This window comes from Lujinxingia vulgaris (assembly GCF_007997015.1).
Lineage (GTDB): Bacteria > Myxococcota_A > Bradymonadia > Bradymonadales > Bradymonadaceae > Lujinxingia > Lujinxingia vulgaris.
The window spans coordinates 105,590-126,003 of sequence record NZ_VOSM01000008.1 but is presented as its reverse complement, the minus strand read 5'-3'; the positions used below and the strand labels follow the sequence as shown (position 1 = coordinate 126,003).

Here is a 20,414-nt window from a genome sequence, read left to right as displayed (position 1 = left end):
GCCGTGAGCAGAAGCCGACGTCGATAGCTGCGAAGCCGAGAGCTTCTCGGGCAAGGCGCAAAACACGGGCGATGCTTTCGCATCGTCGAGGCTTTGCAACGCTGCCCGAGGAGTTCTCGGGCGCAGCAGATACGGCGTCAACGATAGCTCACGGCGTAATCGCGCGAAGCTCGCGCATCACGCGGCTGAGTTCCTGCAGATACGTGTTGAGTTCTTCGCCATGCGCCCTGGCAAAAAGCTCCAATGTGGCATGACGCGCCCGCACCTCTCCACGCTCAATACGCCCGACCTGCCGCGTAGAAACCCCCTCGATATCGGCCTGACGCAACCCTTTACGCTCGCGAATCTTCCGCAGCGCAGCCCCCATCCGCTGCTCATCGCGCTGACGCGCCAACATCAACTCGCTCTTTAACGTCGGGTCGAGCACCACACGAACCGACTCGACATTCAAATGAACGTCGAGGTCAGGCCAGTAGATATAAGCCCCATCATCGGCCACCTCGAACGTATGAACCTCATCGCGGCTCGCTTTCCGCAACGCCTTAACCTCGCGCACCTCGACCTCCAGCGTCTCCAGCGCGCAGGTCCGCACAAAGAGCCCCCCCTCCATGACCGTGGCGTCGGCAATAAGCTCGTCCTGAGCCCCCATCGCCCAGGCGTTTACAATGCGACGGAAGACCCGCATGTCGGAATGCACCAACGTGTGTTTAAGCGTGCGCAGATTCGCCCGCTCCAACATCGCCAGAATCCACCGGGTATCATGAGACTGCTCCACCAGAAGCCCCCGCAAATGCTTTTTGCGATTGGCCGCCCGCACCACATCCGCCACCTCCCCGAGATGCATCGCAGATGTCAGCACAAAGAGGTTTTCAAACCCCTCCCAATCCTCGCACTCCAACTCCCCGCTGACGCTTACCCCGTCGCGCTCAAAACCTCGCGACTCAACCCCTCGCGCCAACACATGAATGGTCGATTTTCGTGACTTCATAAAACCCCATCTACAACGAACGGTTGTTAATAGCGCCCTTATCAAACACAGGACATAACACACTCACACACGAAACCTAAAAGTCCTTCATCGATCCGCTCTTAGCACGATTCAAAATCCCTTGACCCAAACCTACACGCACCTACACTCAACGCCGTCATGCAGACCGGTGGAGGGATAGGCCCTTTGAAGCCGGACCAACCTGCCAATCCCGGTAAGGTGGTAAAGCCTGCGCAACTCCCTTCCTGCGGAGCGCACCATGTCTCACGATCCTCGCCAGACCCCTCACCTGCACATTCCGACGACCTACGCGTACGCCTACCGCCGCGGCTACTCCTACTTCACCCTCGCCCCCGACACCCACACCCACATGCGCTGCAAGGTCTGTGACGCGGAGTGCTTCGCCGAGCGCAACCTGCGCGCCCCCCGCGGCATGGCCGAGTCCATGGCCTATCACCACGGCCAGCTCTCCGAGGCCGACCTGCGCCCCTTCGACCGCTTCACCTGCCCCAACGCCGAGCACCCCTGGCATAAAGAGGCCCAGGCCCTCGCCATTGAGCGCGACACCCTGCAAAGCCCCGGTCTTCGCGCGGTGGTTCAGTCCGACCTGGACACCCTCCTCCGCGAGCACACAAAGACCATGTAAGCCATTGATTTAACTGGATAATTGGACAAAATCAGACAAACCACCGCGCGCCCAGGCCGCGGTGGTTTATTCATTCAAGGAAAATGCCGCAAATCATCATCAGGCCTCCGATTCCCCGCTTCATTCCCCTCGCCGGTCCTCCTATATCTTGCCCATCCATGGCCCCGTCTAGAACTTCTAGATTTAAATACACTCCCGCACCGCCATCACATCCGCAACGACACATCACCGACGGCGAGGTAGACTCACCCCTTCATCACCGTCATGGACGTGGTCGAACGCCGATCGAAGGATACCGATGCGCACCCTCCTTTGTTGCCTGATACTCGTGGTAACGGCCTGCAACCCGTCCTCCAGCACGCCCGCGCCGCCGGTGGTGCCCGCTCAGGTCAACGCCCCCGGCGACCACTCCCCCTCCTCCTCACAAGACCCGTCGATGAAGAATCGCGTCGCCCCCATCCCAACCTCCCCCGTGGAGCCTTCGCACGTTGTCTTCGTCGGCCGCCCTCACAAAGCGCAGCAGCTCGACTGCGCAAAATGGGACAGCCCGGACGCCACCCACAACCTCCCCGCTCAACCCATGAACGACGCAACCGACTACCCGACCCGACACCAGGTCGACTTCACCGAGGTGGTCCCAGTCCAAAACCCCTCCGACGTCGAAACCGACCCGCACGACACGTACCTCTCCGGCGAAGGCATCGAAGCCCGGGTCGCTTTCGCCATCGGCCCACAAGCCTTTACCTATCAGGCGCGGCTGAACCACGACGCCTACGACACCGAGCTCTGCGAGCACCTCAACGCTCTCTTCACGTCGCCCTTCGTCGTCGTTCACGCCTACCCGGTCCATGCCGACCGCGGAAACTCTGTGCCCGATCACGCGCACGGTCTCTGGCTCGAGAGCTGGGGAAGCCTTGGCACCGACCCCACCTGCCAGAGCCGCGGGTTTTCCGACCGGGCGTCGGCGCTGACCTACGCGCGCTCGATCATCGCGACGAACGAGTAGCACGCAATACGCGCGGAGAGTGCGGCGCCTTCAAACCCGCACATCAACCCGGGCGACGCCGTCAGCGTCGTCTTAAAAACGGTCGGCACCGCGCCAGACCTCCACATCGCTCAAATCGCCCGCCCGCACCCGAAACACATCCAGATGCCCCCACGCCGGATCCAGTGGCCCCATCAACAGCCGCTCATAGCGCTCATGATGCTTTTTCCAGGTCTTCGCCGCCCACAAAATGATCGACTCGCGGCTCAAAAACCCCCGCGCCAGACTCTCCACATTGCCGTTGCACACAACCTCTCCCGTCACCCCGCGTCGCAGCGTCCGCGCCACGATCTGCGACATCACCTGCGTAAACGGAAGATCGAGCCACACCACCGCCTCCGCCCGCCCCCACACCACATCCCGCACCACCGAGTAGTTCCCATCCACCACCCAGCGCTCCCCGCGCGTCGCTGCCTCCACATCGTCGCAAAATGCATCCCACGGCCGCTCCTGCCACCCCGGCAACCAATGCAACCGGTCGAGCTCCACATGGCGATTACTCGTCTGCCACGCCAGCCGATTCGCCAGCGTCGACTTCCCCGAACCCGAAGTTCCCACCACCACATAGCGGTCGTAGGGAGTGCCATCGGCGCGGTAGAGTGTTTCCAACGTCATGATGTGTACCCGGTTTAAGTCGAATGGTAGCGCTACCCCCGCTTACGTTGGCCCTGCATACGTCGAGAGCCACCTCAACGCCAACGCATCTTGTGCACACCACATCGTCAAACCTCTTGACCTCACTGCACCAATAACCCTTATGCCCCCAAACGAGTTCCAGCGCTGACCCCGGTTCACCCTTATGCTACCCTTCGGCCTATTCAACCAGTGATGTTTTTTGAAACGACGCGCGTACGCCGCACCCATGTCCTGAGCCCTGTATGTTTGCCAGACGTCCTGTCTTCAGTTTGCACCTCGTCATCTGGACCGCCACCCTGGCGCTCTGCCTCACCTTCGCACTCCCCACCTTCGCCGAAGACGCCGAAGACACGTCGGCCCCCACCTGCGCCGACGATGAGATCTTCGATCCCGTGCTTGAAGACTGCCGCTACACCTATAGCATTCGCTACACATCACGGGACACGCTACCGGCCATGATCGAGGCCTGCGAAGAACACGAGTCGATGCTCGCCTGCGCCACATGGAGCGTGTGGGCCTGGCGCCGAGGCGGCTGGGAAAAAGTCTCGGAGCGAGCCGGTCAACTTTGCGAAGAGCGCTGCAACGCGGGCGACCCGGCCGGATGCGGCTGCCTGGCCCACCTCGTTGGCACCGGATCAGCGGGCTTTGAACGTGACCGCCAACGCGGCAGCGACCTCGCTCAGCAAAGCTGTGCAGGAGGCGTAGGTTGGGGCTGCAACATGGCCCGCACTCTGCACAACGACACCGTCAGCTCGGACCGTGAGCGACGTGTCGACGACGCCCTACGCGCCTACGAGCGCGGCTGTTTGCTCGGCGACCCGTCGAGCTGCGCCAACCTCGGTTTTTTTGTGGGGCACACGACCCGGGGAGGAGACACGCTGACCGAACACATCGCCCGCACCTACTTTCAAGAAGGGTGTGAGAAATACATTGGATGGGCCTGCGGCGTTTACGGTGAAATGCTCTACCTCGGCATGGGGGGTGACACGGAACTTGAGGAGGGGATTGCATTTAACAGACGCGGCTGTGCGCTCGGCGACCCCATGAGTTGTAAACGTCTGGGCGACCTCTATCTGGGCTCAACGGAGTTGTCGTTGCGGCCTGATTACCAGCTTGCGTTTGAGTACTTCGGCTATGCCTGCGATTCGCGGGACGCCCGCGCCTGTCATTTGTGGGCCACAATCGCCGATCTCGCGTTTCCTGATCTTGAGCCCCCCACCCGCCTGGAGGAGGCCTATAAAATCGCCTGCTTCCGAGGTCGCTCCGAATCTTGTGTCGCGCTGAGCAACCTCTATCTATCCGCACGCAAAGACTGGCCCGCTCAACCCGAAGCGGCACGCAGCACCCTGGAGCGCAGCTGCCGCCGGCATGCAGATGACTCCTGCGTGGCGTACGGTCAGCTCGTGGAACAGGGCATCGGTGGCGAGGTCGACCTGGACGGCGCGCTCGAAGCCTACGAGCGCGCCTGCCAGAACGATGAGCCGAAGGGATGCCAGTGGGCCGGCGCATTATTGATGCACGAAGAACCTGAACGCGCCTTCGATATCTTCACCGAAGGATGCGACCGTCGCGTTGGAAACAGCTGCAACTGGTTGGCGCTTTGGCTGGAAACGCACGCCTCTCAAGAAGACCAACGCTACATCCTCGGTTTACACCAACGCGCCTGCGAACTTGATGAGCCCCGCGGCTGCATCGACCTTGCACTCATTTATGAAAAGGGCCGCGGCGAGTTCGATGCCGATCCACCTCTCGCCATGAAATACATGGCGGGGGCTTGCCGACTCAACGATTACATCGCCTGCGCGCACATCGGGCGCTACCTGCGAGACGGCGTCAGCCACAACGCTTCATGGGACGAGCGCGCCGTCCCGCTCCTGACCGCGCTTTGCGTGAACCCCCTCCCGCACCGACGAGATATGCACCGCGCCTCGACCCTTACCTGCCGCTGGCTCGCCCAGAGCCACGCTGACCGCGACCTTCACTCCCAGGCGCTCGATATTGCACAACGGGGCTGCGACCTGCGCGACCCTGATAGCTGCGCTCTGGCTGCGGAACTTCTCAAAATCGAGAACTTCGAGCCCGTCACACACCATGACGCCATAACCTACGAGGCAAAAGCCTGCGACTACGGCGACCTCTCCTACTGCTCGGATATCACCAACGCCGAACACGAATCCCCACCCTCTCAGTCGGAGCATCCCCGATGAAGTCCCTTACACCGGTCGCTTTACTCGCCAGCACACTCCTCTGTCTCACCGCCTGCTCCACCCCCACTCCGACCGATCCCCCCGCCCCCTCCGAAACGCCTTCAACCCCCGACCCCGCAGATCTCACCCTCCCCACCCCACAACCTCCCCCACCCACCACCGGCCCCGAAGAAGAACGTTTCACACCTCCCCCGGCCCCACCCGAAGCCCCCACCACCCCCGAAATTCCCGAAGTTGTCGACGAACCCGCACCCGCCGACGCCCCCACCGCCGAGCCCCACCCCACCCGCTGCCAGACATCCAAAGAATGCGTCGCCGTCAACCTCACCCGCGAGTGCTGCAGCGCCTGCACCGACTCCGCCTACCACCGCGACTTCGTCCCCCACCTGCGCGCCCACTGCGACGCCAACCCCCAACTCAGCTCCCAATGCCCCGCCCTGGGCTGCGCCTTTGAACCCGCCACCGCCGCCTGCATTGAGGGGCATTGCCGGGCCATCACCACCCGATCATCGATCTTCGGGATGTGAGAACTCCAAGAAGCGCGCCCCGAACCCCAAAGAACCCGACTGCATCCAGGGCAAAGCTCGCCAATCCATCCTTCGCACCCTAAAAAATCCGACTGTATCCAGGGCAAAGTCCAGCAAGGAGCAAGGACGAAGCTGTGGCAGCGCCACCGCGAGTCCGCAGCGACGCCGCTGGCTTTGCTCTGGTGCGGTCGGCACCCTATACTCCGGCCGACGTCGCCCTGAACCGATTGGCTGGCCCCTTGTTTTTGTGTACGCCAGCCCCTGGACCTGGAGCCTTGTATGGCTTTGCGCAAAATTTTCCTGACCACCCTCCTCGCCGCGATCACCCTGCCCGCCCTTGCCAGCGCGCAGTACGTCGACCCCAACGACGCCGTGCGTTTCGAGTCGGACATCTCCAGTGATGAGTTCATGCTCACCGCCCGCGCCCGCGCGGTGGCCGTGCCCGGATTTTTGCTGGGCCTCTTCTTTGAAGAGCACCCCACCCACTGGTCCGAGGGCAACAGCAACTTGAGCTACGGCGCGGAGTTTGTGTGGCGCAAAGACCGCCGCTACGAGCTCAGCGCGGCCTTTGATTACGCCGACCTCTCCATGCCCGAGGCCTTCTGGCAGGAATCCGGCGACACCGCCCAGCAGGCCGAATGGACGGAGCTCGATATGCAGGTGGCCTCGGTGGTCTTTTCGGCCTACTGGTACTGGGATGTGCAGGAGTGGTTCGCCCCCTTTGTGGGCGGCGGCATCGGCCCGGGCTTTATCCTGGGCGACATCGTGCGCTATCAGCCGCGTCGCAACTCCCCCTGTTACAACAGCCTCGGGGGCGGCGCCGGCGAGTCATTTACGCCGCCGGAATGCCTCACGGCCGACGGTGAGCCCGACCCCAACGCCATCGACTTTGATAACCCCGAGATCGAGAGCCGCGTGCCCCCGGTGGTGCCCATCATCAACATCAGCGGTGGTATGCGCTTTAACCTGGGCCCGCACGCCGTGCTCAAGCTCGAAGCCGGATTTTACACCTACGTCTTCGCCGGCCTCTCGCTGGGCGGGCAATGGTAAGCCCTTGATTTAAAACACCTTTTCAACACAGCAAACTCACCCTCTCACACACCTACGCACTTGAAGGAGTGTTGCATGAACAAGGTCTACGAATCAGCAAGCGCGGCGATCTTCGACATCGAAGACGGCCAGACGCTCATGAGCGGGGGCTTTGGCCTCTGCGGCAACCCGGAGAACCTCATTCGGGCCCTGGCCGAGCGCGGCACCGGCGATCTCACCGTGATCAGCAACAACTGCGGCACCGACCACTACGGTCTGGGGATTTTGCTGCAGAACCGACAGATCAAAAAAATGATCTCGAGCTACGTCGGTGAGAACAAGAACTTCGAGCAGCAGTTCTTGAGCGGTGAGCTGGAAGTCGAGCTCAACCCGCAGGGCACCCTGGCCGAGCGCATCCGCGCCGGCGGCGCGGGCATCCCCGCCTTCTTCACCCCCACCGGCTACGGCACCGTCGTCGCAGACGGCAAAGAGACCCGCGAATTCAACGGCCGCAACTACGTGCTGGAGACCGCGCTCACCGCCGACTTCGCCTTTGTCAAAGCCTGGAAAGGCGACACCCAGGGCAACCTCATCTTCAAAGCCACCGCCCGCAACTTCAACCCGATGATGGCCGCCGCCGGGCGCATCACCATCGCCGAAGTTGAAGAGCTGGTGGAGCCCGGCGAGCTTGACCCGGATCAGATTCACACCCCCGGGGTCTTTGTGCAGCGTATTATCAAGGGTGAGAGCTACGAGAAGTGGATCGAGCAGCGCACCACGCGCCCGCGCCCCGAGTAACGTCGATCCTTTCGAGCCCACTTTTCTCTCCATCTTTTTGCGATCTTTACGAGGTCAACGATGAGCTTAACCCGCGAACAACTCGCCATGCGCGCAAGCCAGGAGCTCGAAGACGGCTCCTACGTCAACCTGGGCATCGGCATCCCCACCCTGGTCGCCAACTACATCCCCGAGGGCGTCAACGTCGTTTTGCAGAGCGAAAACGGCCTGATGGGCATCGGCCCCTTCCCCTATGAGGGCGAAGAAGATCCCGATCTTATCAACGCCGGCAAACAGACCATCACCACCGTGCCCGGCTCGGCCTTTTTCGACAGCGCCGAGAGCTTTGCCATGATCCGCGGCGGCCACATCGACGTGACCATCCTGGGCGCGATGCAGGTCAATGAGCGCGGCGACCTGGCCAACTGGATGATCCCCGGCAAGATGGTCAAGGGCATGGGCGGCGCCATGGATCTGGTCAGCGGCGCCAAACGCGTCGTCGTGCTCATGACCCACACCGCCCGCGACGGCTCGCCGAAACTTCTGGCCGAATGCGATCTTCCGCTCACCGGTGTGGGCTGCGTCGACCGCATCATCACCGACCTGGCCGTCTTTGATGTGGAGGGCGACCACCTCGTGCTGCGCGAGCTGGCCGAGGGCGTCACCCTCGACGAAGTTAAAGAGAAGACCCAGGCCCGTTTTGAGGTCGCCGACAACCTCAAGACCATCAGCCTGAGCTAAGCTCACACCGCATCACCTCCGCCGCCTGCCGCGCGCTCGTCACTCGCATCTTTTTGCGGGTCACGCGCCCGGCAGGCGGCTCTTTTACAACGCCTTCCCCCTCCCTCCCCTGCACCTCCCCTCCCCACGGACACCCCTGTTTATGAGCACTGAGATCGAAGCGGGCGCGCTGATTGAGTTTTCCACCGGCAACGACCACCGCCTGGGCGTGGTCACCGACACTCTGGGCAAAAAGAAGCTCATCGTCTTAAGCGAGGGCGGCGACGAGATGCGCCCGGCCCGCAACGACGTGACCTTCGAGCTGGGCCGCGCCCCCGCCGACGACACCCACCGCGCCGGCCAGAAACTCAAGAGCACCGCCGAGGCGCTGGCCGAGCTCAAGGGCGAGGTTGACGTGGCGATGCTCTGGGAGTTCGCCCGGGAGTTCGACGAGGCTCAGGGCCCCGGCGCGCTGGCCGAGCTGATGTTTGCCGAAGACAGCCCCAACCACCGCCTGGCCCTGGTGCGCGCGCTGCGCGAAGACTCGCTCTACTTCAAAGCCAAACGCGACGGCACCTATGAGGCCCGGGACGCCTCCCAGGTCGAGCAGCTCCGCGAGCAAGTCGAAGCCGAGGCCCGCAAAGAGGCCGAGCGCGCGCTGGTCTTCGACAAGTTGGCCGACGTCCTCAAAGCCCCCGCCGAAGATCGCCCCGCGATGATGCAGGAGGCCATGCGCATCGATCCTTTGCGCGACACGATCTTTTTGCTCCAGGATTTTGCCGCCCACGGCGAAGACTTCACCCACCGCGCCCGCGCCGATGAGGCCCTCGACGAGCTGGCCAAAGCTGCCGGCCGCGGCTTCTCCGGCCACAACCACCTCAAAGCCTTTAACCTGATGCGCGAGCTTGGGTTGTGGGACGAGCACTACAACCTGGCGCTGCATCGTTTTCGCATCGACGAGGCGCTCCCCGAAGCAGTGGTCGCCGAGGCGCAGCGCCTGGCCGACACCCCCTTTGAGCCCGAGAGCTGGCGCGTCGATTTGAGTGACCGCTTCTGCCTGACCATCGACGACGCCTCCACCCGCGACATCGACGACGCCCTGGCCATCAACCCCACCGAAGATGGCGGCTGGGAGCTCGACGTGCACATCGCCGACCCCTCGGCGATCGTTCCCCCGGACTCGCTCCTCGACAAAGAGGCGCGCCGCCGCGCCACCTCGGTCTACCTGCCCACCGGCGCCATCCCGATGTTCCCCCTGCAGCTCAGCGAAGATCGCATGAGCCTTGTCGAAGGCGAACTTCGCCCGGCCATCACCACCCGCGTGATCTTCAACGCCGAGCTTGAGCTCGTCGACACCCAGGTCATCCCCTCCCTTGTGCGCGTCAAACGCCGCCTCACCTACGACGAGGCCGACGCGCTGCTCACTGGCGAGGGCAACGACCATGTCAGCCAGGTGCTCACAAACCTTCAGCATATCGCCAGCGAGCGCTACGCCTGGCGCGCCGACCAGGGCGCGACCAACTTCGAGATCCCCGAGGCGAAGATCGTCGTCGACACCAAAGCCGATCCTCCCGAAGTGCAGGTCGAGACGCTCCCCTCCGACTCCCCCTCCCGCCAGCTGGTCAGCGAGCTGATGGTGCTCTGCAACGAGCACATCGGGCGCTTTTGCGAGCGCAACGAGATCCCCACCATCTACCGCATCCAGGAGTCGCCCGATCTTCCCCTGGACGACGCCGAGATCCTGGCCGTCCCCGAGGGCCTGCCCCGCACCTTCGCCACATTGCGGCGCATGAAACGCGGCGATCTCTCCACCCGCCCCGACAGCCACTTCGGCCTGGGGCTGCACACTTATGTTCAGGCATCGAGCCCGATTCGCCGCTACTCCGATCTCATCTGCCAGCGCCAGCTCAAGGCCCACCTCTCTGGCGAGCCCCTACCTTATAACGCCGAGGAGATGCTCCAGGTGCTGGCCGCCGTCGAGAGCTCCATCCGTGAGGCCTCTCTGGCCGAGCGCGAGACCAAACGCTACTGGCTTTTTGAACATCTCAAAGCCACGCGCGGTGAGGTGATGCACGCTATCGTGTTGGAAATAAAAGACGAACGGGCCGGACGAGCTTCTGTCTTTGTCGAAGAGTGTGCTTACAGATCCAATTGTAGCCTGAAGCAGAAGGCCGCCGTCGGCGATCGCATCGAAGTGGTCGCTGATCGGGTGGACGCACGTGGCGATCGACTCTCGCTTCGCCAGCACATCCCGCCCGTCGAGTCTCAGGAAGCAAGCGCCGACTGAGGCTTAGGGCCCGGTGTCCTGACGCTTCTTCACCGCGCGAGGTCCAGCAGTCATCGCGTCTTACCATCGTCTCCTACGGAGGTTCGACCATGACGTATCAAAACAGCTACGAGCTGGAGCTCGACATCGGCTTCGCCCTGCTCGAACAACTCGAAGGCCCCCAGGGCGCAGCGCGCTACCGCTCTGCGCCTGACGAAGACGCCTTCACCTCCCTGATGCTCAGCGGCGTCTACGGCGGTCAAATCGACCCGGATCGCTCCCAGGAGTTCTGGGTCTACAACATCGTGCTGCCCGAAGACCTTGATGAGCTCGACGAAGACCTTAAATCTGTGCTTCGCGAGGAGCTCGACAGCCTCTTTGAGGGCTGGGTCTTCGACGAGCGCCGCGGCAAAGTCTACATCCTGGCCGACGGGGAGTCGGCCACCCTCTCCTGAGCTCGCCACGCCATCTTCGCCGCCGCTTCTGCCCGCGCGCGGGCCGACGGCGGCGCATTCTTTACGGGTGAAAAAAACTCCGCGATGGGTTAGTGTTGCCTGGACTTAATTTCCACCTGAGCTGACGCCTGCGCACCCGTGCGTCAGCCTCCAACCGCGGCATGCTCGACGTTCATGGCCATTCTCACTGAAGGAACTGAAGTCGCCGGACGTTTTGTCATCGCCGAGAGGATCGGTGAGGGCGGCATGGGCGCGGTTTACCGCGCGTTGCAGACCTCGCTCGATCGCGAGGTCGCGCTCAAAGTGCTGCACTCCGATGCGGCCTTCACGCCGCGCGCGCGCCGACGCTTTGGTCGAGAAGCCCGGGCGGTCGCCCGCCTCAACCACCCGCACATCGCCAGCGTCTTTGACTTTGGCACCGACAACGATGACCAGACCCTGTGGCTGGCCATGGAGCTGGTCGATGGCCACGGGCTCTCGCCACTCAAACGCGAGCCCATCGACATCCTGCGCATCGTCTCGCTCAGCGATCAGATCTTAAGCGCGCTCAGCGCTGCCCACGCACGCGGCATCATTCACCGCGACTTAAAACCCTCCAACATCCTGGTCACCCGCGACGACGCCGGCCGCGAGATCATCAAGCTGGTCGACTTCGGCCTGGCCGCCACCCGCTCCGGCGACGACAGCGGCCTGGGCCTGGCCGGCGCCCCCGGCGGCCTCGACGACGAGGACAGCGAAACCGCCGCCGGAAAACGCGTCATCCTGGGCACCCCGCGCTACATGGCCCCGGAGCTCTTCCGCCGCCAGCCGGTGGAACCCCGCGTCGATCTTTACGCCCTGGGCATCATCCTCTTTGAGATCTTCTCGGGCATGCCCCCCTACCCCGGCGATGAGCCCCGCGAGGTGATGCGCGGCCACCTGCGCGCGCCCATCCCCCGGCTGCGCTCCCGCGAGGGCGACCTCCCCGCAGAGCTTGAGCGCACCATCTACCGTCTGCTCGCCAAGAACCCCGCCGAGCGCTACCAGACCGCCGCCGAGGTGCGCGACGCGCTGCAGGCGGTCATCAACGAGTTCAGCTACGTGCCCTGGATGGTCACCGGCCCCAGGCTCGGTGATCCGGGCCTGGGCGCCCACCCCGGCAACCTCTCCCACGCCGGCTTTTTGAGCGGCTACGGCGGTCAGACCATCCCCCCCTCCCACCTCCTCGCCGGCGACACCTCCCGCCACGGCCCCGGCGGCGTGCCCCAGGCCCCGCTGGTCGGCCGCGAACGCGAGCGACGCCTCATCGAGCGCCAGGTCCGACAGACCGTCAGCGTCGGCCAGGGCGGCGTCCTCTTTCTGGAGGGCGAAGCCGGCATCGGCAAAAGCCGCCTGCTGGAGTGGGCCCGCGTGCGTATCGAAGAAGCCGGCGTCATGCGCGTGGCCTCCGGCTCCCACGCCCGGGGTAACGCCAACTTCGGCGGCATGCGCCAGATCCTGCAGACCATCCTGCAGACCACCGACATCCCCGTCGACAACCTCGCCGAACACCTCGCCGCCCGCCTGGGCCCCTGGGGTTTCTCGGCCGAAGAAGCCGACCTCTGCCTCCAGCTGATGAGCCCCGGCGGCGAGAGCGCCATCTTCGAAGAACGCGACTCTGGCGAGCGCCGCCTCTCCGTGCAGGAGCGCGTCTTCGCCATGATCGAGCGCGTGCTGCGCGAGGCCGGCAAAGAAAAACCCTGGCTCCTCGTCCTCGAAGATCTACATTACAGCGGCGATGAGACCTTCGCCTTTCTGCAGCACCTCGCCGTCGGCATGCACCTCGATCCGATGCCCGTGCTCATCGTCGCCACCCTGCGCGCCGAAGAGGTCGACCAGGTCCCCGAGATGCGTTACGCGCTGGAGCGCCTGGAGCGCCTCGGCCCCGAAAACGTCCTGCGCATCCCGCTCACCCACCTCGACCCCTCCGACGCCAGCTCGCTGGTGCTCAAGATCGCCCCGGTCGACGACGCCCTGGCCCGCCAGATCGCCCGCCGCGCCAGCGGCAACCCCCTGCACATCACCCAGATCCTGGGCTACCTCCAGGAGAGCGGCAAACTGCAATGGGAGAGCGGCGAGTGGAAGTTGGCCCCCGGCGTCGACATCCAGCACGAGCTCCCCGAAGAGCTCGCCGAGCTGATGCGCTACCGCCTCAACCGCCTGGCCACACGCAGCGAAGACGCCGAGGCCACCCGCGCCATCCTCGACCGCGCCGCCATCCTCGGCGCCGGCTTCGACTACGCCCTGCTGCGCGCCTTCCTCGGCGCCGAAGACAACGCCCCCTGGCTGGGCCGCCTCGACGACGTCCTCGAAGCGCTGGTCGAAAAGGGATTTCTGCGCGAAGTCGGCAAAGGCGGCCGCGACGTCCTCGAATTCGCTCACGTGGTCATGCGCGACGTGCTCCTCAAAGAGATGGAAGGCCGCCGCAGCCTGCGTCACCTCCACCGCCTGGCCGCCGCCGCCAAAAAGACCTACTACGGAAAGCGCGCCCGCGAGCGCGCCATGGAACTCGTCGACCACTACCGCCACGCTCGCGAGCCCTCCGGCGTCTACGCCTTCACCGTCAAGGCCGCCCGCGCCGCCGCCGAAGGCGCTGACCTCAAACGCGCCATGGCCCTTTACCGCGACGCCAAACAGCTCGCCGACACCGACCAGATCTCCATCGAGAGCCCGCTGATCCAGGACGTCTCCGGGGTCTTAAGCTCCGAAGAAGTCGCCCTGGAGGTCGCCCACCTGGAACGCCGCGTCGGCGAGTACGACTCCGCCCGCGAGCACTACCGACGCCTGCTCGGCGACCAGAGCCCCGCCGTCGCCCTCTGGGCCCGCTGGGGTTTGGGCGAGCTCGGCCGCCTGCAAGGCGACCTCGACGAGGCCCGCACCTGGTTTGAAGCCGCGCGCCGCGAAGTCAAAGACATCTGGCAGACCCTTCGCACCCGCGACATCCGCCAGACCCTCCAGATCGTCGACACCTACGCCCTCTTCGGCCTGGGCCGCCTGGCCCACGCCCAGGGACTTCTGCCCGAAGCCCAGCGTCTTCTCGAAGACGGCCTGGAGCGCGCCCAGAAGATCCAGCACCGCGTGCTCGAAGCCTCCATGCTCCGCCTGCTCACCGACGTCTTCTGGCGCCAGGGCAACGCGCGCCGCGCCGAGGTCTTCTTCCGCCGCGCAGCCATCCTCGAAGAGAGCCTGGGCGACGTCGAAGCCATCTCCTTCGGTCAGCGCCTGGCGGCCGACTTCTTGCGCGAGGTCGGCCAACCCAAAAAAGCCCTCGACCTGGCCACCCGCGCCCTGGAGCAGGCCGAGAGCCTCGGCCAACGCCACGACGCCGCCTACTGCCAGCTCACGCTTGGCAAACTCGCTTACTCCCGCGCCGACTTCAAAGCCGCCGCCAAACACCTGCGCCACGCCCACACCACCTTCGAGGCCATGCGCGACCGCCACGGCATCGCCCACTGCAACCGCGCCCTCGCCATGCTCGCGTTTGCCGTCGACCGCCACCGCGAAACCCACACCCTGATCAGCGAAGCGATGGAAGGCTACCGCGCCTTAAGCGATCGCCACGGCCTGACCTGCGCCCGCCTGCTCCTTGGTCGCCTGGAGCTCGCTGTCGACAAACCCGATCGCGCGCTCAAAACACTCACCGACGCCGTTCAGCACTTTGATCGCATCGGCGAGCGTCGCCTGGTGAACTGCGCGCGCGCCTTCTACGCCCTGGCCCTCCTGCAGAACGGCGTCAACGGTGAGGCCATGCTCGTCGTCGACCAGCTCCTCAACGACGCCCCCGAGCTCGCGCTCGCCGAGGAGAGCTTCGCCGACGCTTTTGACAAAATCGCCCCCCTCATCGAAGATGAGCGCCCCGATCTGGCCGCGCGCCTGCGCGAGCTCGCCACCGAGACCTCCCAACGTCTGGGACGACCGGTCGCCGCCACGGTCTAAATCACCCTCGCACTCCTCGCCATGATGCAGCCCCCCTCGTCTCCGATCTCTACGGCGACGTTTCCTTTTGTTTTGACCTGAGAGCACCCCCGATGAATCAGGATCAGCTCGAACACAAGCTCATCCCCTACGTGCTCACCACCGCGCGTAACCTCCCCTTCCTCGATCTGGAAGTCGACATCGGCCGCCCCCTCGAGGTGCTCCGCGTCGAAGACGATCAAAATGGCGAGTTTTGCTCGATCCTCAACCGCTCCAACCAGGAGGCCTTTGGCGGACCCGACTCCATGGGCATGCCCCTGTGGGTGATGCTCGACTGCGCCATCCTCCCCTCGGCCGTCATCGGCTTTATGCTGCCCCGCGCCGACACCCCTCCCTCCATCCTCGAAAAACTCGACGTCGACGATGACTACGAGGGTTTTGTCCCCATCTCCGAATACTGCGCCTGCCCCACCGTTGAGGCCGACTGCGTCAGCGGCTTCTCGCTGCACAGCCACCTGATGGGCCAGGGCATCGCCACCCGCACCAAAGCGCTGGCGCTGGCCATCTACAAAGCCCGCTACCAGGTCGGCGTGACCCAGTTCTACAACCCGGCCATCCGCGTGCACGTGCGTTTTGGCGCCATGGAGATGTCCATCCACCGCCCCAGCGTGCACACCTACCCCGAAGACAGCTTCGTCTACCGCCTGGAGCTGCCCTCGCGCGAAGTCCTCATCAACATGGCCCGCGGCGCCGACGTCTTCGGACAGAGCAAGATCCCCGAAGGCGTACGTTGGGAGTTTGATCCCAATAACGAAATGATGCAGGGCCGCCTTGCCCGCCATCTTCAGGAGGGTGGCCGCGCCTGGCTGATTCCGCCGGGCTGGCGCGCCAGCGACGACGGCTGCGAGCTTCACATGGTCCTGGACGCTTAATGGCCACCAGCTACGAACTTAAGCAACACGTCGAAACCCTGCTCGATGACGAGCGCGGCACCATCTTCAAAGAGGCGCCGCACCGCGTCGCGCTCGTCTACCCCTCGCCATACCGCGTGGGCATGAGCTCACTGGGCTTTCAGACGATCTACCGCGTGCTCAACCAGCGCGAAGACATCGTCTGCGAGCGCAGCTTTTTGCCCGACGATCCCGACCTCTACCGCCAGTCCAACACCCCGCTCTTCACCTACGAGTCGGAGACTCCGGTGGGCGACTGCGACGTCATCGCCTTCTCGCTCTCCTACGAGCTCGAGCTCATCGGCATCATGACCTGCCTGGAGCTCGCCGCCATCCCGGTGCGCGCCGCCGACCGCGGCGAAAACTGGCCGCTCGTGATCATCGGCGGCCCCATCACCTTCTCCAACCCCTTGCCGGCCGGTCCCTTCGCCGACGTCATTGTGATGGGCGAGGGCGAAGAGCTCATCAACGTGCTCATCGACTGGTGGAAAGACTACGACGATCGCGAACGCTACCTGCGCGACGTCGCCGCTCTGCCCGGCGTCTACGTGCCCTCGATCCACGGCGAAACCTTCCGCACCGTGGCCCAGGCCCGCGACACCTGCCTGCCGGCCTACAGCCCCATCATCACGCCGCATACCGAGCTCAGCTCGATGCACCTCGTCGAAAACGGACGCGGCTGCCACCGCGGCTGCTCCTTCTGCGTGATGCGCCGCACCACCAACGGCGGCATGCGCCCGGTCGCCCCCGAACGTGTGCTCGCTACCGTCCCCGACTACGCCACGCGTGTGGGTCTTGTGGGCGCGGCGACCAGCGACCACCCCAAGATTCTTGATATTTTATGCGCACTTGTAGACTCCGGCCGCGAAGTCGGCCTCTCCAGCCTGCGCGCCGATCGCCTCAACGACGACTTCATCGCCCTGCTCGCAAAAGGCGGCGCCCGCACCCTGACTGTGGCCAGCGACGGCTCCAGCCAGCGCATGCGCGACCTGGCCAAAAAACACATCAAAGAAAAACATCTTCGCCGCTGCGCCGAGCTTGTGCGCGACCACAACATGAAGCTGCTCAAGCTCTACATGGTCATCGGCTACCCCGGCGAAACCCTCGACGATATGGACGAGATGATCGACTTCATGCTCGAACTCTCCTCTATCTGCAAAGTCGCACTCGGCATGAGCCCGCTCGTCGCCAAGAAGAACACCCCCCTCGACGGCTCACCTTTCGAAGACCACAAGAGCCTGGAGACCAAGATCAAACACGTTCACAAAAAGCTCGGCCGCAAGGTCGACATCCGGGCCACCTCGGTGCGCTGGTCCTGGATCGAGCACGAGATCTCCCAGGGTGGTTTTGATATGGCCGACGCCGCCGAAGCCGCCTACCGCAATGGCGCAGGCTACAGCGCCTGGAAGCGCGCCATCCGCGACCACAAAAAGGGCATCACCCCGCTGCGCATCCCCGAGAGCGAACGCCTCCAGCCCGGCGCCATCCTCCCCGACGAGCTCGCCAGCATCTGAGCGCAAATAAGCGCAGAGCCTCACTCGCAGCCTGCGTCCTGATGCGCCTGCAACGCGATACGCACCCGACCGATCGGCGCCTCAAAGGCCATCTCCACCGGCAACGCACGCTCCGAGAGCTCGATCCAGATCGCTCCCAGCTCCTCCGCCCCCTGACCCGAGGGCCGCGCGACCTGCTCGGCGCCATGACTTAAATACGTCCGCCGCAGCTCAAAACGCTGCGCCCGCACCGCCCCCACAGGCGTCCAGCGCTCCTCCACCTCGGCCGGGAGCGCATCCAGGTACACGAGCTTCCAGCCGTCCCACACCACAAAACGCTGCCGCGCCTCCAACGCCTCCCCACGCCCCACCCTCTCCCGCAACGCCAGCATCCAGCTCAACAAGTCGTGGCCACGCCCCGGCAAGAGCGCCTCCTCGCGCCGCGTCACCCCCCGAAACTCCCACTCCGTGCGCACCCGCGGCTCCTCGCCAAAACGACTGCGGTAGCGCCGCGGCACCCCATCTTCTTCAATGAACGTCTGCGCCTTAAGCGACCCGGCTCCCTTCGCCCGGACCGTATCCAACTGCACCCGAAAGGGATGCACCTGGCTCGCCATCCCCCGGCTGCGCGCAAAAAGCCGCCCCCGCTCCTCCTCCGCCCCCTCACACCCCACCTCCAGCGAAAGATCCGCCAGATGCGCCGGCCCGTAACTCACCCGGTAGCGCGCCCTCTCCCCGGGCTCCGCCCCTTCAGCAACGCTCGGAGGCAACACCCAGCACGCCAGCAGCGCCAACGCCCCGATCACCGCACCCCGCCTTGCTCTCATCCACGTCTCTGAGCGCACACTTCGCCTCACTGCCCAACAAAAAAGCGGGCAAGCCCGCGAGAAACTCGCCGCTTGCCCGCTCCTACTTCAGACGAACATATCGCTCAGTTCTTCAACGCCGCCAGCGTATCCGCCGAATCTGCGCCGGCATCCGCCGCAACCGTGTTGCAGTAGACGCGGGTCTGGGAGAACGTCAAAAACTGGATCCCGAAGAGCATCCGGCTCTCCAGCACGCCGGCCCCGTTGGGGCAGGTCGCCTCAAGATCGACTGGACCGTTTATCGAGAAGAGCCCCAGGATGTGAATACGAAGCTCTTCGGCATCCGGCGTCGACTTCGACGGGTTATAATCCGGCGAGGTCACGATGCGGTTGTGGAAACACCCCGTGGAGGGGAAGGCCAGAGCCGCGACGAGCGCAAGCATAACAAAACGTGCCATGATACTACCTCCTCGATGGTGGGTTAGATGAAGTCCGACTTGAACTCGCTCTGCATGACTTCGCCGGTGTCGCCATCGACGACCTCATGTCCGACGACGGCGTCGTCTTCATCGAGGTAGAAGTTGTGCGCGGTGCCCGAAGCGCAGGTCACCCGCACGGTATTCGGCGTGTAGATCGAAAGCGTGATGCAGCCGATGCACTGGTTCCCGAAGGTGTGCACCGTCTCCACGCTCTTCACCGGACCGTTGCAGAGCTCATGGCCCACCACAGGACGATCGTTGCGATCAACCAGCCCGTAAATCAGGAAGGTGCGCGACTCTTCCATCACGCGACCATCGGCCTGACGGCTGGGGTAATCAAAGGTGTTGCTGTAACACCCGGTGGAGCCGACGAGCAAAAGCGCCAGCATCGCCACCATCATCAGAACATTTCGATTCATGGTGCCCTCATTTCATCGTGGACGACAGATCGAGCAGGCTCGATCCAACTTCAACATCAGAGAAGACGCCGCGCCCGAACTCGGACCTCGCGCGCTTCGTCTTCGATTCCCAAACACTGCGTACTTACAGGTCGCGTTGATACCATGCGGGTGATCGGGGTGTCAAACTGGCCCCTCCCACATCGCCTTCGCCCAAACAAAACGCGCCCCACCCCTTCCAGGGTGCGGCGCGTTTGCATGTCAAAAGCAGCATCGAGAGGAAAACCTCCCGACACGCTTCAGGTCTTACTCAACCAGCGTGATCACCGCACAGCCCGCACGCGCGCCGGCGGCACCGGTGGGCTGGCTGACCAGGTCATCTTCGCCTTCGTGCACGATCATCGCCTGACCGACCACGTTGTTCTCGCCCTCGCTCAGGCTGATCATCGTGTCGACAAAGCTGAACTCCGCCACGCCATCTTCGTTGGCGGTGATGTTGCCAAAGTCGCCGGCATGGCGTGCGCTATGCTCGTTGGCCGGCCCACCATGCTCGTGCGAGGCCGGGTTGAAGTGACCACCGGCCGAGGTGAAGTCGGGCGCCTCGCACACGGTGTTCTCGTGCACGTGGAAGCCATGCAGCCCGGGGGTCAGACCGCTGACCATGCCCGAGACCTGCACGCCGCCGCCGGCAACTTCTTTAAACATCACCTGGCCAATCTCTTCGCCTTCGCCATTGATCACGCGGGCGGTGGCTTCAATCAGCTCGCCTTCGGCGGCCTCTTCCTCGGCGGGCGCCTCGGCCATCGCGCCGTGGTCGTCGCCCTCGGCGTGCTCCATCTCACCACCTTGCACACCTTCTTCAGTGGCGCTCTCCTCGGTGGCAGGCTGCTCGCTCACGCTCTCATCTTCGGTGGGCTGCGAAGAGCTGCACGCCGCGCTCGCAAACACGCCGGCGCTCAGAAGGCTCATCATCAAAAGTCGCATCATCTTCATACTTACCTCTCCAGGTCATGGGTACTTCGATGGTTCATCATCATCAATTGCGGGCGCACCTGTTGT

18 protein-coding genes and 1 riboswitch are annotated in these 20,414 nt (G+C 64.1%); of the genes, 12 read left to right on the top strand and 6 right to left on the bottom strand.

Translation table 11 applies throughout. The features are described 5' to 3' along the window. Positions 1-148: 148 nt before the first annotated feature. On the bottom strand, positions 149-988 hold the full coding sequence (locus FRC98_RS15600) for a DUF2442 domain-containing protein (protein ID WP_146982370.1): 840 nt from the start codon (positions 986-988) through the stop codon (positions 149-151). Between the two features lie 154 nt (positions 989-1,142). Further along, positions 1,143-1,254, top strand: a riboswitch (SAM riboswitch). On the opposite strand from FRC98_RS15600, the gene FRC98_RS15595 reads away from it, so the two are divergent. Together FRC98_RS15595 and FRC98_RS15590 are read left to right on the top strand one after the other, a co-directional pair. Next, on the top strand, positions 1,248-1,634 hold the full coding sequence (locus FRC98_RS15595; RefSeq protein WP_146982369.1) for a hypothetical protein: 387 nt from the start codon (positions 1,248-1,250) through the stop codon (positions 1,632-1,634). It overlaps the preceding riboswitch by 7 nt. Before the next feature lie 298 nt (positions 1,635-1,932). Next, entirely contained in the window at positions 1,933-2,640 is a 708-nt protein-coding gene (locus FRC98_RS15590) for a hypothetical protein (RefSeq protein WP_146982368.1), read from the top strand. Between the two features lie 72 nt (positions 2,641-2,712). On the opposite strand, the gene FRC98_RS15585 is transcribed toward FRC98_RS15590, so the two are convergent. Next, positions 2,713-3,294, bottom strand: a complete 582-nt coding sequence (locus tag FRC98_RS15585) for a P-loop NTPase family protein (protein ID WP_146982367.1) — start codon at positions 3,292-3,294, stop codon at positions 2,713-2,715. Between the two features lie 263 nt (positions 3,295-3,557). Between FRC98_RS15585 and FRC98_RS15580 the strand changes: the two genes are divergently transcribed. From FRC98_RS15580 to FRC98_RS15535, 10 genes are all read left to right on the top strand, one after another. After that, a complete protein-coding gene (locus tag FRC98_RS15580; protein ID WP_146982366.1) occupies positions 3,558-5,522 on the top strand; it encodes a tetratricopeptide repeat protein in 1,965 nt (654 codons plus the stop codon). Then, positions 5,519-6,049, top strand: a complete 531-nt coding sequence (locus FRC98_RS15575; protein ID WP_146982365.1) for a hypothetical protein — start codon at positions 5,519-5,521, stop codon at positions 6,047-6,049. Before FRC98_RS15580 ends, FRC98_RS15575 begins: the two co-directional genes overlap by 4 nt. A 279-nt stretch (positions 6,050-6,328) precedes the next feature. Further along, the gene (locus FRC98_RS15570) at positions 6,329-7,099 is read left to right on the top strand and encodes a hypothetical protein (protein ID WP_146982364.1); all 771 of its coding nucleotides are present in this window, start codon (positions 6,329-6,331) and stop codon (positions 7,097-7,099) included. Positions 7,100-7,174: 75 nt separating this feature from the next. Further along, on the top strand, positions 7,175-7,876 hold the full coding sequence (locus tag FRC98_RS15565) for a CoA transferase subunit A (protein ID WP_146982363.1): 702 nt from the start codon (positions 7,175-7,177) through the stop codon (positions 7,874-7,876). Between the two features lie 60 nt (positions 7,877-7,936). Then, on the top strand, positions 7,937-8,596 hold the full coding sequence (locus FRC98_RS15560; protein WP_146982362.1) for a CoA transferase subunit B: 660 nt from the start codon (positions 7,937-7,939) through the stop codon (positions 8,594-8,596). Positions 8,597-8,738: 142 nt separating this feature from the next. After that, on the top strand, positions 8,739-10,862 hold the full coding sequence (locus FRC98_RS15555) for a ribonuclease R family protein (protein WP_146982361.1): 2,124 nt from the start codon (positions 8,739-8,741) through the stop codon (positions 10,860-10,862). 89 nt (positions 10,863-10,951) lie between these two features. Then, positions 10,952-11,296, top strand: coding sequence for a hypothetical protein (locus tag FRC98_RS15550; protein ID WP_146982360.1), 345 nt, complete (start codon positions 10,952-10,954; stop codon positions 11,294-11,296). A 174-nt stretch (positions 11,297-11,470) separates the two neighbouring features. Then, a complete protein-coding gene (locus FRC98_RS15545) occupies positions 11,471-15,250 on the top strand; it encodes a serine/threonine-protein kinase (protein WP_146982359.1) in 3,780 nt (1,259 codons plus the stop codon). Between the two features lie 92 nt (positions 15,251-15,342). Then, complete coding sequence (locus FRC98_RS15540) at positions 15,343-16,161, top strand: 2-oxoacid:acceptor oxidoreductase family protein (RefSeq protein WP_146982358.1); 819 nt, start codon at positions 15,343-15,345, stop codon at positions 16,159-16,161. Further along, positions 16,161-17,693 carry a radical SAM protein gene (locus FRC98_RS15535; protein WP_146982357.1) on the top strand — a complete coding sequence of 511 codons (1,533 nt, stop codon included), beginning with the start codon at positions 16,161-16,163 and terminating at the stop codon, positions 17,691-17,693. Before FRC98_RS15540 ends, FRC98_RS15535 begins: the two co-directional genes overlap by 1 nt. 20 nt (positions 17,694-17,713) lie before the next feature. On the opposite strand, the gene FRC98_RS15530 is transcribed toward FRC98_RS15535, so the two are convergent. The 4 genes from FRC98_RS15530 to FRC98_RS15515 all read right to left on the bottom strand — a co-directional run bounded on the left by FRC98_RS15530 (position 17,714) and on the right by FRC98_RS15515 (position 20,348). Next, a complete protein-coding gene (locus FRC98_RS15530; RefSeq protein ID WP_146982356.1) occupies positions 17,714-18,499 on the bottom strand; it encodes a DUF3108 domain-containing protein in 786 nt (261 codons plus the stop codon). A gap of 104 nt (positions 18,500-18,603) precedes the next feature. Beyond that, positions 18,604-18,936 carry a hypothetical protein gene (locus FRC98_RS15525; RefSeq protein ID WP_146982355.1) on the bottom strand — a complete coding sequence of 111 codons (333 nt, stop codon included), beginning with the start codon at positions 18,934-18,936 and terminating at the stop codon, positions 18,604-18,606. Between the two features lie 23 nt (positions 18,937-18,959). After that, positions 18,960-19,376 (bottom strand): Bor/Iss family lipoprotein, encoded by a 417-nt coding sequence (locus tag FRC98_RS15520; RefSeq protein ID WP_146973101.1) that lies wholly within the window; start codon positions 19,374-19,376, stop codon positions 18,960-18,962. A 285-nt stretch (positions 19,377-19,661) separates the two neighbouring features. Then, complete coding sequence (locus FRC98_RS15515; protein WP_146982354.1) at positions 19,662-20,348, bottom strand: superoxide dismutase family protein; 687 nt, start codon at positions 20,346-20,348, stop codon at positions 19,662-19,664. Between the last annotated feature and the right edge of the window lie 66 nt (positions 20,349-20,414).

What these genes read in the sequence shown, in the direction of transcription:
- FRC98_RS15590 (WP_146982368.1), top strand. Translation starts at nt 1,933, where the DNA reads ATGCGCACCCTCCTTTGTTGCCTGATACTCGTGGTAACGGCCTGCAAC.
- FRC98_RS15585 (WP_146982367.1), bottom strand. Translation starts at nt 3,294, where the DNA reads ATGACGTTGGAAACACTCTACCGCGCCGATGGCACTCCCTACGACCGC.
- FRC98_RS15565 (WP_146982363.1), top strand. Translation starts at nt 7,175, where the DNA reads ATGAACAAGGTCTACGAATCAGCAAGCGCGGCGATCTTCGACATCGAA.
- FRC98_RS15570 (WP_146982364.1), top strand. Translation starts at nt 6,329, where the DNA reads ATGGCTTTGCGCAAAATTTTCCTGACCACCCTCCTCGCCGCGATCACC.
- FRC98_RS15575 (WP_146982365.1), top strand. Translation starts at nt 5,519, where the DNA reads ATGAAGTCCCTTACACCGGTCGCTTTACTCGCCAGCACACTCCTCTGT.
- FRC98_RS15535 (WP_146982357.1), top strand. Translation starts at nt 16,161, where the DNA reads ATGGCCACCAGCTACGAACTTAAGCAACACGTCGAAACCCTGCTCGAT.
- FRC98_RS15560 (WP_146982362.1), top strand. Translation starts at nt 7,937, where the DNA reads ATGAGCTTAACCCGCGAACAACTCGCCATGCGCGCAAGCCAGGAGCTC.
- FRC98_RS15530 (WP_146982356.1), bottom strand. Translation starts at nt 18,499, where the DNA reads ATGAGAGCAAGGCGGGGTGCGGTGATCGGGGCGTTGGCGCTGCTGGCG.
- FRC98_RS15540 (WP_146982358.1), top strand. Translation starts at nt 15,343, where the DNA reads ATGAATCAGGATCAGCTCGAACACAAGCTCATCCCCTACGTGCTCACC.
- FRC98_RS15580 (WP_146982366.1), top strand. Translation starts at nt 3,558, where the DNA reads ATGTTTGCCAGACGTCCTGTCTTCAGTTTGCACCTCGTCATCTGGACC.
- FRC98_RS15525 (WP_146982355.1), bottom strand. Translation starts at nt 18,936, where the DNA reads ATGGCACGTTTTGTTATGCTTGCGCTCGTCGCGGCTCTGGCCTTCCCC.
- FRC98_RS15555 (WP_146982361.1), top strand. Translation starts at nt 8,739, where the DNA reads ATGAGCACTGAGATCGAAGCGGGCGCGCTGATTGAGTTTTCCACCGGC.
- FRC98_RS15600 (WP_146982370.1), bottom strand. Translation starts at nt 988, where the DNA reads ATGAAGTCACGAAAATCGACCATTCATGTGTTGGCGCGAGGGGTTGAG.
- FRC98_RS15515 (WP_146982354.1), bottom strand. Translation starts at nt 20,348, where the DNA reads ATGAAGATGATGCGACTTTTGATGATGAGCCTTCTGAGCGCCGGCGTG.
- FRC98_RS15545 (WP_146982359.1), top strand. Translation starts at nt 11,471, where the DNA reads ATGGCCATTCTCACTGAAGGAACTGAAGTCGCCGGACGTTTTGTCATC.
- FRC98_RS15550 (WP_146982360.1), top strand. Translation starts at nt 10,952, where the DNA reads ATGACGTATCAAAACAGCTACGAGCTGGAGCTCGACATCGGCTTCGCC.
- FRC98_RS15520 (WP_146973101.1), bottom strand. Translation starts at nt 19,376, where the DNA reads ATGAATCGAAATGTTCTGATGATGGTGGCGATGCTGGCGCTTTTGCTC.
- FRC98_RS15595 (WP_146982369.1), top strand. Translation starts at nt 1,248, where the DNA reads ATGTCTCACGATCCTCGCCAGACCCCTCACCTGCACATTCCGACGACC.